The organism is Algibacter pacificus (assembly GCF_008033385.1).
Classification (GTDB): domain Bacteria; phylum Bacteroidota; class Bacteroidia; order Flavobacteriales; family Flavobacteriaceae; genus Algibacter; species Algibacter pacificus.
In genome coordinates this window covers 125,816-140,351 of sequence record NZ_VOGY01000004.1, presented here as the reverse complement: position 1 = coordinate 140,351, position 14,536 = coordinate 125,816, and the positions used below count along the sequence as shown (strand labels likewise).

The following is a 14,536-nucleotide window of genomic DNA, read 5'->3' as shown; positions in this document are numbered from 1 at the left end:
CAAACAGCCTAATAATTTATTAATAATGAAACATACCAACATATTATTAGCGGGAGCTACAGGGTATTTGGGTAGTTATTTGTTGAAAGCATTAATCGAAAATCAAAATCAAGTTCTTGCCATTGTACGAAATCCAAATAAACTAAAAAATAATAACGAAAATTTTTTAGAGGTTAAACAAGCAGAGGTTACAAAACCTGACACCCTACGTGATATTTGCAAAGGTATAGATACAGTAATATCTACCATTGGTATTACCAGACAAAAGGACAGTTTAACCTATATGGATGTTGATTATCTGGCGAATATGAATTTACTTGAAGAAGCTAAAAAGGCAGGTGTAAAGCATTTTGTTTATGTTTCCGCAATCAACGGAGACAAATACCGACAACTGAAAATTTTTGAAGCCAAAGAAAAATTTGTTGATGCCTTAAAAGCTTCAGGATTAAACTATACCATAGTAAGACCCAACGGTTTTTTCTCGGATATGAAAGATTTTTTGCATTTGGCTAAATCTGGTCGTGTGTATTTGTTTGGATCGGGTCATCAAAAATTTAACCCAATTCACGGTAAAGATTTGGCAACATTTATTGTGGACAATGTAGAGGAAACCAATAAAGAATTAACCATAGGAGGTCCAGATGTGTTAAGTCTTAATGACAATAGTGAATTAGCTTTAAATGCATTGAACAAACCCATAAAAATCATTCATTTACCAGATTGGATGCGAAAACTAACTATTTGGAGTTTGAGAATCTTTACCAGTGTAAAAACCTATGGGCCAATTGAGTTTTTCTTAACCCTTATGGCAGAGGATAATATAGCACCAACCTACGGAGAGCACCATTTAAAGGATTTCTATAATGAAGAAGCCAAAAACTTTTTATAATATAAAAATGAAACTTTCCGATAAAATTGCATTTGGTATTGTTACAGGGTATTCAGTTTTTCACCTCTTAATTTTATTAGGTATTATACCTCAAAATATTGTTTGGGGTGGTAAAATAATAGAACCCAAAACGATTCTATATTTAGAATTTGCGGCACTTTTCATAATGCTTTTTCTAGGATTTTTAATTTTAGTTAAAACCAAAATTGTACAATGGAATTGGCAAGTTAAAACCATAAATAGATGGTTATTTGTGTTTTCAATATATTTTTTGTTAAATACATTTACTAATGTGTTGGCTGAAACTACTTTTGAAAAAGCACAAGCCATAATAACCATTATTTTGGCTATAAGTCTGTTTAACCTCTCAAAACGTAAATTATGAACATTCCTAATCCAGACCATCAATTTCCATTACCAGACTACAATAAGCTTTGTTTTCTTAAAAACATCATTAAGAACCCTAATATTATCGTGGGTGATTTTACCTATTACGATGATTTTGAAGAGGTGTCAAATTTTGAGAAAAACGTAAAATACCACTTTGATTTCATAGGAGACAAACTCATCATAGGTAAATTTTGTATGATTGCTTCTGAAGCTACGTTTATTATGAATGGTGGCAATCATTTAACCGAAGCCACATCAGCATATCCATTTGCCATTTTTGGTGGTGCGTGGCAAGATGCTATGAAAGGCAAAACCTATCCAACAAAAGGAGATACTATAATTGGTAATGATGTATGGATTGGTCACGATGCTACTATTATGCCTGGTGTTTATATTGGTGATGGTGCAATAATAGCATCAAAAGCAGTTGTAACAAAGAACGTAGCACCTTACACTATTGTTGGGGGTAATCCTGCGAAACCTATCAAAAAACGTTTTTCTGAAGCTGCCATTTCAAAACTATTACAGTTAAAATGGTGGGATTGGGATATTGAAAAAATTACTAAAAACGTGGAAAAACTTACCTCTCATCCTGAAGCTTTGCTTTAAGATAATACCCTAAGAACTAATAAAAGGCTTAACTCTAAAATGTTAAGCCTTTTTCTTTTAGTAAAAAATAAGTACTAAATAACAAAAAGGTTTCAAATTATAATTCAAAACGATTGCCCTTAAAATTCAGTGAATCTTTGCAACATCAAATTATAAATCAAAAAACGAACAATCAAAAAACGAACAATTAAAAAACATTAAAATGAAAAAACTAGTATTCATCTGCCTAACACTTTGTACACTAAATGTGTTTGCACAAAGTAACAACGTATCTTTGAAAAATAAGGATTCAGATTTCAAATACAGAGTCAGCTTTCCAGCCATTATCTTGGGCAATATTGGTAAAGGTGGCGAAAGGACCAACACGCAACATTATGAATTGCATATAAAAAAAGAATTAGACGCTAAAAATATTGTTGGTATTAAGTTAGCCACTTGGCGTTTATTTCAACCAATGGGTATTCAGTGGTGGGACGGTCTTTTAGATAAAATAGATTCTGAAACCGAATTTTATCCAGGTTATCTACGCGAAACAGGTATTGGAGTATCCTATCAACGTATGCTTTGGAAAGGCTTATTTGCATCAGTAGAAGTGTTACCACAATACAAAACCTATTTAGATCTTGACAACAAAAAAATAGCAAACGGTTTTAAGCTTTATAATTCGTTCCATCTTGGTTATCATTTTGCATTTGGTAAGAATAAACGATTTTTTATTGAGCCTCAGGTTCATTCTCAATTTTGGGTTTTTGACACCAATACACCTGATGCATTTAAACAATTAGATAATAGATGGAAAAACTATTTCCTTTTTGAGCCCAACCTTTATATAGGTATAAAATTTTAAAAAATTTAAATCAATCAAAAAACGAATAATTATGAAAACAATTAAAACACAAATCCGATTAAAAATAGCCTTTATGGCATTAATGCTAACCTCAATAGTAGGGTTTGCACAAAACAATTCAACTTTCGATACGACCTCAACACGCGATGGTTTTATCTTTGAGTTTAGTCTTGGAGGAGGCGTTATAAGTATTGAAGATAGCGAAGGTCTTCAAACCTTTGATAAATCCCAAGGAGCCATCAGTTTTCCTGAATTAAAATTTGGTTATATGCTCAACGATAAGTTAGCAGTAACGTTATCTATGCCAGGAAATATATACGAATTTCAGGATAATGACAGACATTTTGGCGGTTTTATTCCCTCAGTTCAATATTGGGTAAAAGACCGTTGGTGGATTCACGGTGGTATTGGTTTAGCTATAGATTCACCCGCACTTTACGACATTAAAGACAATGTTAATGACGATTGGAATTTTGGGTGTGCAGTTATGGCAAGTACAGGATATGAGTTTTACAAAAAGAAAAACTTTGCATTGAATGTGCAATCCAAAATAGTAATGGGTAGAACCTTTTTAGATGGTGATGTTCATAGAGATGCGGTAACATTCAATATAGGTTTAGGTTTCAGTTGGTTTTAATAATAAAGACTAACTTTATACAAAATAATAATTGATAAAATAACATATAGTTTTGAAAAACAATGTAATACTATTTTTATTACTTTTTATTTCGATGACCTCTTTTGGTCAGAAAATGATAAAAAAAGAGGTTGAGAAATTGTTTAAAGCCGAATTAGAAAACGAAGTAATAAAAAGTGCTTTTCTGCACATATATTCTGAATCTCGAGACATAAATATTCAGTTAGCCGAAAGTAAAGAAAATACAATTACAATTAATCATCCTTTTTATACAGCTAGTATTACCAAAATGTTTACGGCTACGTCCATTGGTATTTTAAAGGATCAAAAGAAATTAAACTTTCAAGATAGAATAGCTCAATATTTACCAGATACATTGATAAAGCATTTGCACGTTTTAGATTACAAAGAATATTCAAGAGATATTACTATTGCTCAGCTATTACAACATACTTCCGGGTTACCTGACTATTTTACTGATGAAACTATTGATGCCAGCCCAAATATTATCAATCAATTATTGGTCGATACGAATAAGATTTGGTTACCTCAAGAAATGATTGAGTTTACTAAAGAAAAAATGAAGCCTCATTTCAATCCTGGACAAGGTTATAATTATACAGATACGGAGTATGTGCTTTTAGCTTTGATTATAGAAAAAGTAAGCGGTCTATCATACAATGCGTTTTTAAATAAACATATTTTTCAACCTTTAGGGATGGATGGGTCTTATATCAATTTAAAATCTAAACCTCTAAAGAATCAATTACCTGTGGCAGAGTTCTATGTTGGTGATATGGTGCTGTCATCAATTCAAAGTTTAAGCGCAGATTGGGGCGGTGGCGGTTTGGTGTCAACTACCCAAGATTTAATACGTTTTTTTAAAGCGTTTAATGAAGATGAAATTGTAAAAAATAATACACGTCTAGCAATGCAAAGTTGGGTTTATGAAACCGAAAATATGCAATATGGATTTGGTATAAGACAAGTCACAATAAAAGATATTAAAGATGAAGGCAAAAATTTAATGCTTATTGGTCATACAGGTAGTACCGCATCCTTTTTGTGGTATTGCCCAGAACTAGATACTTATATAGCAGGTACTTTAAATCAGTTAGAAGCTTCAAAAAGTACAATGTCTTTAGTTCATGATGTACTTAAAATCATAGAAAACAACTAGTTATATGAACTCATTTCAAACAGGAATAATTTGTTTATCAATTTTTATTGTTTCGGTGTTTAATACATTATTCGCACAATCATTAGACAAAATTAATTGGAAAGATGATCTTGAAATTTATAAAACATCTTTAGAACAAAAACATATAGATATTTACCATTCAATTACTAAAGATGATTTTACAAATGAGTGGCAAAAGATTTACAACAATGTTGAGTCATTAAGTGATTTTGAAATCATTTTAAAATTAATGCGTTTAACAAGGCGTATTAATGATGGTCATACAGCGGTATCCCTAAGAAATATGTTAACTTATCGTTTTCCTTTTGAAATTGAATGGATTGAGGATAAATGGTATGTTGTAAAAACATTGAATAAGAACAAAAAAATTCTCAAAACTACATTAGAATCCATTAATGGTATTCCGAGTGATACAGTTACTCAAAAAATATCAGAAATAGCTCAATTTGTTGAAAATGAATATTCTATAAAAGATAGAACAGGTAGTTATGTCACAATTGCAGAATTACTTTTCAATCTTAATTTGATTAATTCTACCAATGAAGCCACATTTAGTTTTCGTAACAATAAAGAATTAATACAACTGAATTTAAACACAATTACTAATGATATTTGGGAGAATAGTAATCTTTCAATTGTAACATTAACTGTACCTGAAATAACCCAGCCTAATGGTGTCAATCGTGATTTATGGTTTGCATTAATTTCTAACACAAAAGCAGTATATATAAATTTTGAAAGTTATCCAACTTTTGAAGAGATGCAAGTGTTTGGTGAACAATTAGTCACTTACATTCAAGAAAACCAAATAAAAAAGGTAATTATTGATATGCGTAAAAATGGCGGTGGCGATTTGTATGTAGGTACAGTTTTAGCGTATGCCCTTAACCTTGCTGATTCTATTGATTGGAAAAATGGCGTGTTTGTCTTAACAAGTAATAAAACCTTTTCAGCGGCAACAAGCAATGCAGCCCTCTTTAAGCAATTATTAAATGCAAAAGTCATTGGTCAACCAACAGGTTCAAATCCAAACGGTTATCAAGATATGGATAGCTTTATTTTACCAAATTCAAAACTTGTAATAACTTATTCTAAAAGATTATTTCGATTATCTAATCAATTAAATACAGCACTTCAGCCTGATATAATTATAAACCAAAAAAAGAGTGATTTGTTGCAAAATATTGATACTGTGTTGAGGGTTTTAGTAAATAGATTTATAGTGCTTAATTAGGTGTGCCACAGGCACGACTTTAATAACGGTTGGTTCCGTAGGTTTCTTTCCCCAGCCTAGTTTACCTTTGTTTACAAAACGTACGTAATCATTACTCTTGTGTAGAGTGACAGAATTCAATAGAAATTCATGTGATAATAATCTTCATTTGAGTCCATCACAGGCAAATTTAGAAACTACTAAGGTGTTGCGTAAAACTATAGAAGGGAGTAATCATTAGTTCAACTAATAAAGAGGAGTTATTTTATCTGCTGATATTACACCTTAAAAGGTATAAAAATTACACAAAAATATAATGTACACCCTTAAAGGTATAATGTGAGTATATTTTATTATATTGTACCCATAAAGGTATATTATGAATAACTGGGATAGAGAGAACGGTATTGCCCAATTTGTAAGGGATAGACGTAAAAAAGCAAAACTAACACAAGTAGAGTTATCAGACTTTACAGGAGTCGGATTGCGTTTTGTGCGCGAACTTGAACAAGGAAAACCAAATCTAATGTCAGATAAAGTAAATCAAGTACTTTTATTTTTCGGACACACATTAACTCCAACACCTATAAGCGATGAGACAAGGCGAAATATGGGTAAATAATACACTGGCAGGGATCTTAACTGAAGATGACTATGATTATAGTTTTGAGTATGTAAAAACATATTTAGAAGACGAAAATGCTATACAGATTAGTGTAACACTACCATTACAAAAAGAAGCTTTTAAATCTGAGCAATTATTTCCTTTCTTCGATGGTTTATAAAAACATTAATAGGAAACAGAGCTAATCAAATAGATTTTAAAGCACACAAATAAAGTCATTTTGTCATTTAAACAAGAGTCTTACGCCATTTAGGTCTAGTGCAACATAGCACATTTCCAAGAGAGCAGAAATACTGCTAGTTATGTCCTCATGGCCAGGTACCTCAAAATTGATGGTTTTTCTTGTTCTGTTACCATGGGGTTCAGAGTTTACCCCGGGGAAGCTTTTAATGTGCTTTTTTATCGTCTTTAATTTCTTTTTTTCTTTCATCAGCTGTTTATTTTTGGTTCTAATTATAAACGAGAACCGTAGTACAACTAAATGGGCAAATATTTTATCTGCCGATATTACAGCCGTAAGTCTTAATTGCACAGATGAAAAAATAAAGTTTCATGTATTAAAACAAAATTTAAAAGAACACAGTAAACTTCAACTTTAGTTAATCTATAATTATAGTTTTATATAATTATGGGTTTCCATAAATATATATCAAGGGAATTAGTTATTTTTAAAAAAAATTAAGATTAATGAAATGGACTGAAGCTTTACGACTGTTAAAGAGTAATATTACCTTAAACTTACACTTAACACCTGAAAAAAACTTCAAAATAGTAAGAGACATTCCGCCTTATAAGTGTAAAAACTATAATAATTCAGAAGGATTTAGAGTTCAAGTAGGTACAAATACTTCTGTAAATATTCCTCTACACATGTTAGAAACAATTTTCGAAGCTACTAAACTGAATAACAACACCTACAATAGAACCATTTTTGAGACAAATTTTCCAAGAGAACTCAATGCAAAACCATGCAATGTACATTCAGTTGGTAAATTATTTGAACATGCAGGTATTATGCAAATGGTAGATAAACGTAATTATCAAATTCTTTAATAAAAAGAGACTATACAAAGTACTTCATAAAATATGAGTAAAGAAAAACTAACTTTATCACAATTAGAACAATATTTATCTAAAGCCGCTTGGATTCTTAAAGGACCAGTTGATGCTTCAGATTTTAAAATATATATATTTCCACTGCTGTTTTTTAAACGTCTATCCGATGTTTATGATGAAGAATATCAACAAGCCTTAGAAGAATCAGAAGGCGATATCGAATACGCTTCTCTACCAGAATTTCATAGATTCGAAATTCCAGAAGGTTGTCATTGGAAAGACGTTAGAGAAACAACCACTAATGTAGGACTAGCTATTGAAAAGGCGCTTCGAGGCATAGAGCAAGCCAATCAAGAACTGTTATATGGCATTTTTGGTGATGCACAATGGAGCAATAAGAACAAATTATCAGATCGTTTATTAATCGATTTAATTGAGCATTTCTCTCAATACAGTTTATCAAACTCTTTAGTAGAACCTGATATTCTTGGTAATGCTTACGAGTATTTAATAAAACACTTTGCAGATTTAACCAATAAAAAAGCAGGGGAGTTTTATACACCACGTTCTGTAGTGCATTTGTTAGGTAAAATATTAGATCCTCACGAAGGAGAAACCATTTACGATCTTGCTTGTGGTACTGGTGGTATGTTGTTAGAATGTGTAGATCATTTAAAAGAAAACAACTAAGATTATAGAACACTTAAATTATTCGGACAAGAAAAAAACTTAACCTCTAGTTCTATTGCAAGAATGAACATGTTTTTACATGGTATTGAAGATTTTCAAATATCTAGAGGCGATACATTAAGACAACCCGCATTTTTTGCGGCCGATCGTTTAAAAACCTTCGATTGCGTGATTGCAAATCCGCCATTTTCATTAAAAGAATGGGGAGCAGAAAATTGGGCAAATGATCCATTTGGAAGAAATATTGCAGGCGTACCACCAAAAGGGAATGGCGATATGGCTTGGGTACAACACATGATAAAATCTATGAATAGTACTGGTCGTATGACGGTTGTTTTACCTCATGGTGCATTATTCAGAAAAGGAGCCGAAGGTAAAATCCGTAAAAAATTGTTGGAAGACGATTTGTTAGAAGCCGTTATCGGCTTAGGGCCAAATATATTTTACGGCACACAATTAGCAGCCTGTGCTATGGTGTTTAAACAAAATAAAGATTTAGATAAAAAAGATAAAGTTTTATTTATTGATGGCTCCGATCAAGTGCGTGTTGGTCGTGCTCAAAATTATTTAGAGACTGAACATATTAATCAATTATTCGATTGGTATAATGAGAATAAGGATGTTGAAAACTATGTAAAAGTGGCTTCAATGACCGATATTGAAGAAAACGACTTTAACTTAAATATTCCTTTATACGTTGAAAAAATAATAGAGGATAATTTACCTAGTGTAGAAGAAGCATTATCCAATTTAAAAACCGCTTGGGCTGAAAGCCAGAAAGCAGAAAAGAAGTTTAAAACAATATTGAAAGATTTTATATGATGAATAATAAAATGCCTTCAAGTTCGGCGCAGGACAGACAGGTTTCAATCTGGTTTCAAAAAATTCAAAATGGAGAGATTAAATTACCTAGATTTCAACGTCATCAAGCTTGGGATAGAAATAGAATAGCTAGTTTATTAGACACCGTTATTTTAAATTTACCATTAGGTGTAACCTTATTACTTAATGTAGATAAAGAACATTTTGTATCAAGATACATTGCAACTGCTCCTGAAACTGGAGCCAGAGTAACAGAGCATCTTTTAGATGGTCAGCAACGATTAACCTCTTTATGGAGAACCTTACACAACAATTATGAAGATGTAAAATTCTTTTTATATATCAGTAAATACGATCGTTATTTTGAAAAAACAGAAGAAGCATTAGAAGTTAATGTATTTTATAAAACTAGATATCAAAATAAAAAAGGAAATCTAATGCCTTTATGGGCAGATAATCCAAATGATACTTTTCAGCGAGGATTAATTCCAATGGAATTATTTAGACCTGGCGATATTTCTTCAGAATATGAAAAATGGGTGGACGATGCATTGTTACCTATGAAACCTGCTTCTGGTGATGAAAATTATGAAGAAAATCTGTTTTCTTGGATGAATTTTAAAAATGAAATTTTAAAAATTATTCGAGATTATAGAGAAACCATTTCTCATTTTAATTTGCCGTATTTAGCATTGCCAAGTCAAACTGGTAAAGATACTGCTTTACAAGTTTTTATCAACATGAATACCAATAGTAAACCTCTATCTCAGTATGATATTATTAGAGCTGAAATTGAGGGCGTTAAAGGGGTGTCGTTAGATGATTATCAAAATAAATTAGATGCAGATTATCCTAACATACATTACTATTTCGAACTTCCTTTCTTAATATTAGCAACATCTGCTTTAATACAAGATAAACTCCCAAATCAGCGTGGTATGTGGGATATGCAAAAAGATACTTTAGTAGAAAATTGGGATCTTATGTGTAGCGGACTCGCTAAAATGGCAACTTTTATGGAATCGCAAGGCATTCATGATAAAAACAGATTACCTACCAATGCAGTACTTTCTGTTATAGCTGCTCTTTACACTGTTATTCCAGAAAATTTAGATGCCAGAGGACAAGCAGAAATCTTATTAAAAAAGTATTTATGGTCTAGTTTCTTTACCGACAGATATGAAAATTCAGCAGCTTCAAATGCTTATGCAGATTTTATGGCGTTGAAATCTATTATTCTGAAAAAAGAAAAAACTCCTGATGTTTATTTTACTGAAAAAGATGTTCCTGTATTAAATAGAGAAAAATATACATTAACAACTATTGATGAATTGGTAAAAGTAGGTTGGCCAAAACGTGAAAATATTAGAGCGAGAGGAATTATGGCTGTTTTTACAAAGTTAGGTGCTATTGATTTTGCAGATGGTTCTACATTAAACAGACAGCAGTTAATTGATGGTAGAAGACATTACCATCATGTTTTTCCTGATGCACTTTTAAAAGAAGCAGAAGTAGAAAGTTATTTAGCATTAAATTGTTCATTAATAACTGATAAAACCAATCTAAATATTAGTAATAAAGAACCTTTTAAATATTTAAAGGAACGTTACGATTGGACTAGTGAAGATATTGTGAACACGCGTTTAAAATCACATTTAATTCCTATTGAAGAATTAAAAAATGGAGGCTATGAAAATTTATCACCAGAGGATAAAAAAGAAAAAGTAACCACAGATTTTGAAGCTTTTATTAAAAAACGTGGACAGTATGTTATTCAAGCTATTTCTCAATTGACTTCAGGTAAAGATATTAGTGCCAATGAAATTATGAACGCTGTTGAACAACAAAGTATAGAAGAATAACCATGACCCAACAAAACCTAGAAAAATACCTTTGGGGAGCAGCAACCGCATTGCGCGGTACCATAGATGCAGGAGATTATAAACAATACATATTTCCGTTATTGTTTTTTAAACGTATTTGCGATGTGTACGATGAAGAGTTTGAAAAAGCTCTAGAAGAAGGAGAAGGCGATTTAGAATACGCAGCATTTGCCGAAAATCATCATTTTATAGTACCAGAAAACGCACATTGGAACACCGTACGCGAAACCACAACTAATGTTGGTATTGCCATACAAGATGCCATGCGTGCTATAGAAAAAGCAAACCCAGAAACGCTTTACGGTATTTTTGGTGATGCCTCTTGGACTAATAAAAACAGGTTAAGTGATGAAACGCTTACCAACCTTATAGAACATTACTCGCAACACAAACTTAATTTAGAAAACGTACCAGACGACCAATTAGGAAATGCTTACGAATACTTAATTAAAGAGTTTGCAGACGATAGCGGCCATACAGCAGCCGAGTTTTACACCAACCGTACCGTTGTAAAACTTATGACCATGATTATGGACCCACAACCAGGAGAATCTGTTTACGACCCAACCTGTGGCTCAGGAGGTTTACTATTAAACTGCGCGTTGCATTTACGTGATGAAGGCAAAGAATACCGAACCTTAAAATTATACGGACAAGAAATAAACCTGATTACTTCTGCCATAGCACGTATGAATATGTTTATGCACGGTATAGAGGAGTTTAGCATTGTACGTGGCGATACCCTGGCGCAACCTGCCTTTTTAGAAAACGACACACTAAAAACCTTTAATGTCATACTAGCCAACCCACCATACTCTATTAAAGCTTGGGACCAAAAAGCGTTTACCAACGACCCATTTGGGCGTAACCTTTGGGGAACACCTCCACAAGGTTGTGCAGATTATGCCTTTCAGCAACACATACAAAAAAGTTTAGATGTTGAAAACGGACGTTCTATTTCGTTATGGCCACACGGTATTTTATTTAGAGATTCTGAAGCCGAAATGCGTAGTAAAATGATTGAAGAAGATTTGGTAGAATGTGTTATTGGTTTAGGGCCAAACTTATTTTATAACTCGCCAATGGAAGCTTGTTTGTTAATTACCAAAACCAATAAGACAAAAGATAAAAAAGGCAAAGTTTTAATTATTAATGCTTTAAAAGAAGTAAAACAAGAAAAGAACATCGCTTTTTTAGAGCAAAAACATATTGATACTATTTTTAATGCATACAAAGACTTTAAGAATATTGATGACTTTGCTAAAATTGTTTCTATTGAAGAAATATTATAAAACAAAGGAAGCTTAAATATTGCGCAGTTTTTAAGTAATGTGGATACTAGTAAGCCAGTTTTATCTGTTAACGATGCAATTTCTGATTGGAAAAAACAATCTAAAACACTTGAAAAAAGTATGAATGAATTATTTGAAATCTTAGATTAAATGGAAACTATGACACAAAAAATAGATTTGAATAATTTAGACAAATCCACTTGGAAAACTTTTAAGTTTGAAGATATTGCTCAAAAAATATCTAAAACAGTAAAACCAGACGAAGCTGAAGTTGATATTTATGTTGGTTTAGAACATATAGATGCAAACGATATTCACATTCGTAGAAAAGGAGTGCCATCTGATGTTAAAGGTGGTAAATTAAGATGTTATCCTGGTGATGTTATTTTTGGAAAACGACGTGCTTACCAACGTAAAGCAGCTATTGTAGATTTTGATGGTATTTGTTCTGCTCACGCTTTTGTGTTTAGAGCAAACGAAGAAATCATAGAACCAAAACCTATTTCCTTTCTTTTTACATTCCGACCAATTTATGCACAGAATGGTAGATATTTCTGTTGGAGGTTTATCACCAACCATAAATTGGGGAGATTTAAAACAACAAGAATTCCTGCTACCACCAAAAGATCAACAAGCTAAACTTGCTGAATTACTTTGGGCTATGGATGAGGTTGTTGAGAGGGAGAATGAGGTTTTGGATAAAATGAAAGGTTTCAAAGATGTAAGAATGATTAATTTGTTAAATGGATATAACTTATCTCAAAATAAAGAAGTTATTCCTAAGGGATGGAAGTTGTTAAAAATAAAAGAACTTGGTGTAATCAATACTAGCGGAGTAAATAAGAAAATAAAAGAGGATGAAAAAGAGATAAATCTTTTGAATTATATGGATGTTTATTCGAGCATAGATAAAAATATAGACTCTAGAATTGACTTTATGAAAGTAACAGCAAATAGTAATCAATTGATAAAAAATCAAATTTCCATTGGAGATGTTTTATTTACGCCTAGCTCCGAAACGGCAGATGATATTGGGCATTCAGCGGTAGTTACTGAAGATTTACCGAATACACTTCATAGCTATCATCTAGTTAGGTTAAAATTTAAAAAAAAAATGGATTTAAATTTTAAAAGATTTGTTTTCAATAACCCTAAAATATTATATAGTTTTAGTAGGAAAGCAAAAGGAGTAACAAGAATGACTTTGAGTTTAGATGATTTTAATGAAACTGAAATTCGAGTACCGCCAATTGAAACTCAAAAAAATATTGCTAATGAATTATCTCTTATAGTTGATAATATTTTGACTACAGAATCCAAAATCCAAAGTTCCAAAGCCTTACAAAAGAGTTTAATTAATCAGGTGTTTTAGGGTATGAAAAATGAAGATAATTCTTGGTTAATAATAGCTGTTCTAGGTTTACTTATTGCATGGTTGTTTAACGATAAGTATGAACGTGCTATAAAAACAGACCGTATTATAAAGAGATTACGAAAGGATAATTACGAAACGAAAAAAGCTTATTTGGGTCTATTTGAAAAATATCTTAAAACTCAGCAAAATGTAGATGTTGGTATTATTGCTGAGCTAGAAAAGCTAAAAACATCTGTAGATACTTTAGATTTTACAGTTCATATTGAGTTGGAAACGGTAATTTCTAATTTAAGCGACGGAAAAACGACAGAAGCAGTTAGAGTATTAGCTAAAGTGGTAGAAAATAAATTAAAAGATAAAGCAACAAAAGATGAGTCGTTTAAAGGTAAACCAATGTTGCATAACCTATTAACCTATGCTAAAAAATGTAGTTGGATTACCGCAATGCAATTTGAAAATGCTTTGCTTTTAAAAGATTTACGAAACAAAGAAAGTCATGAGCTAGATGTATTTTCTGATACTAGGACCATTGGACTTAGTATTTTTTCTGGTATTGATTTAATTTATTCACTGAAATAGTAATTATGGAGTTATCAAGTTTAATTAATCAGGTGTTTTAAAGTATTAGGCCATGAAAACAAAAAAGGAAATAATTGATTATATAAGTGCAACAAAAAGAGCTTATTTAAATAGTAGTAATACCAGCTATTCTAAAATAAATAAATCTAAAGCCGTATGGTGGTTCAATGTAGGTACCAATAAATTTAAGGATGATGTGCATTTATTGCTTAATAATGAGACTAAAGTAATATGGATAACATTACCAAAAGGTTTTGTAGGCAACTTACACAGTTCGTTTAAAGTTCGAGATGATAAAGATGCCGTAGATTTAGAAATTTCAGCAGATGGACAGTTTAAATATTTACAAGATGTAAAATCTGGTGGTACTGGGTTTGATTTTAGTGGGTTTGTGAGGGAAGATATTCGTTTTTAAAAGTGAAATTGGA

General features: G+C 31.7%; 16 protein-coding genes and 1 pseudogene. All 17 read left to right on the top strand.

From position 1 onward, the window contains the following. The first annotated feature begins 25 nt into the window (after nt 1-25). The 17 genes and pseudogenes from FQU21_RS07735 (at nt 26) to FQU21_RS07655 (ending at nt 14,523) form a co-directional block, all read left to right on the top strand. Nucleotides 26-889 carry an SDR family oxidoreductase gene (locus tag FQU21_RS07735; RefSeq protein ID WP_147677427.1) on the top strand — a complete coding sequence of 288 codons (864 nt, stop codon included), beginning with the start codon at nt 26-28 and terminating at the stop codon, nt 887-889. Then, nucleotides 864-1,274, top strand: coding sequence for a hypothetical protein (locus FQU21_RS07730; RefSeq protein WP_147677426.1), 411 nt, complete (start codon nt 864-866; stop codon nt 1,272-1,274). The genes FQU21_RS07735 and FQU21_RS07730 overlap by 26 nt, the downstream gene beginning before the upstream one ends. Then, the gene (locus FQU21_RS07725; protein ID WP_147677425.1) at nt 1,271-1,888 is read left to right on the top strand and encodes a CatB-related O-acetyltransferase; all 618 of its coding nucleotides are present in this window, start codon (nt 1,271-1,273) and stop codon (nt 1,886-1,888) included. The genes FQU21_RS07730 and FQU21_RS07725 overlap by 4 nt, the downstream gene beginning before the upstream one ends. Before the next feature lie 202 nt (nt 1,889-2,090). Beyond that, the gene (locus FQU21_RS07720) at nt 2,091-2,735 is read left to right on the top strand and encodes a hypothetical protein (RefSeq protein ID WP_147677424.1); all 645 of its coding nucleotides are present in this window, start codon (nt 2,091-2,093) and stop codon (nt 2,733-2,735) included. Nucleotides 2,736-2,766: 31 nt separating this feature from the next. Continuing rightward, nucleotides 2,767-3,372 (top strand): hypothetical protein, encoded by a 606-nt coding sequence (locus FQU21_RS07715; protein ID WP_147677423.1) that lies wholly within the window; start codon nt 2,767-2,769, stop codon nt 3,370-3,372. Between the two features lie 115 nt (nt 3,373-3,487). Further along, the gene (locus FQU21_RS07710; protein ID WP_246124791.1) at nt 3,488-4,552 is read left to right on the top strand and encodes a serine hydrolase domain-containing protein; all 1,065 of its coding nucleotides are present in this window, start codon (nt 3,488-3,490) and stop codon (nt 4,550-4,552) included. Nucleotides 4,553-4,556: 4 nt separating this feature from the next. Beyond that, on the top strand, nt 4,557-5,807 hold the full coding sequence (locus FQU21_RS07705) for a S41 family peptidase (protein WP_147677422.1): 1,251 nt from the start codon (nt 4,557-4,559) through the stop codon (nt 5,805-5,807). A gap of 358 nt (nt 5,808-6,165) precedes the next feature. Next, on the top strand, nt 6,166-6,408 hold the full coding sequence (locus FQU21_RS07700) for a helix-turn-helix transcriptional regulator (protein ID WP_103191856.1): 243 nt from the start codon (nt 6,166-6,168) through the stop codon (nt 6,406-6,408). After that, nucleotides 6,380-6,571: a HipA N-terminal domain-containing protein gene (locus FQU21_RS07695; protein WP_147677421.1), complete on the top strand. Its 192-nt coding sequence runs from the start codon at nt 6,380-6,382 to the stop codon at nt 6,569-6,571. The genes FQU21_RS07700 and FQU21_RS07695 overlap by 29 nt, the downstream gene beginning before the upstream one ends. A 527-nt stretch (nt 6,572-7,098) precedes the next feature. Next, complete coding sequence (locus FQU21_RS07690) at nt 7,099-7,464, top strand: hypothetical protein (RefSeq protein WP_147677420.1); 366 nt, start codon at nt 7,099-7,101, stop codon at nt 7,462-7,464. Between the two features lie 33 nt (nt 7,465-7,497). Continuing rightward, nucleotides 7,498-8,979, top strand: a pseudogene (locus FQU21_RS17695) (N-6 DNA methylase). Beyond that, nucleotides 8,976-10,841, top strand: a complete 1,866-nt coding sequence (locus tag FQU21_RS07680) for a DUF262 domain-containing protein (RefSeq protein ID WP_222708001.1) — start codon at nt 8,976-8,978, stop codon at nt 10,839-10,841. The pseudogene FQU21_RS17695 and the gene FQU21_RS07680 overlap by 4 nt, the downstream one beginning before the upstream one ends. A 2-nt stretch (nt 10,842-10,843) precedes the next feature. After that, nucleotides 10,844-12,154 carry a type I restriction-modification system subunit M gene (locus tag FQU21_RS07675; protein ID WP_222708000.1) on the top strand — a complete coding sequence of 437 codons (1,311 nt, stop codon included), beginning with the start codon at nt 10,844-10,846 and terminating at the stop codon, nt 12,152-12,154. Between the two features lie 159 nt (nt 12,155-12,313). Continuing rightward, the gene (locus tag FQU21_RS07670) at nt 12,314-12,793 is read left to right on the top strand and encodes a hypothetical protein (protein WP_147677419.1); all 480 of its coding nucleotides are present in this window, start codon (nt 12,314-12,316) and stop codon (nt 12,791-12,793) included. After that, nucleotides 12,696-13,526, top strand: coding sequence for a restriction endonuclease subunit S (locus FQU21_RS07665; RefSeq protein ID WP_187269347.1), 831 nt, complete (start codon nt 12,696-12,698; stop codon nt 13,524-13,526). The genes FQU21_RS07670 and FQU21_RS07665 overlap by 98 nt, the downstream gene beginning before the upstream one ends. A 3-nt stretch (nt 13,527-13,529) precedes the next feature. Continuing rightward, complete coding sequence (locus tag FQU21_RS07660; protein WP_147677417.1) at nt 13,530-14,108, top strand: hypothetical protein; 579 nt, start codon at nt 13,530-13,532, stop codon at nt 14,106-14,108. A 52-nt stretch (nt 14,109-14,160) separates the two neighbouring features. Then, complete coding sequence (locus FQU21_RS07655; protein ID WP_147677416.1) at nt 14,161-14,523, top strand: hypothetical protein; 363 nt, start codon at nt 14,161-14,163, stop codon at nt 14,521-14,523. Nucleotides 14,524-14,536 lie beyond the last annotated feature (13 nt).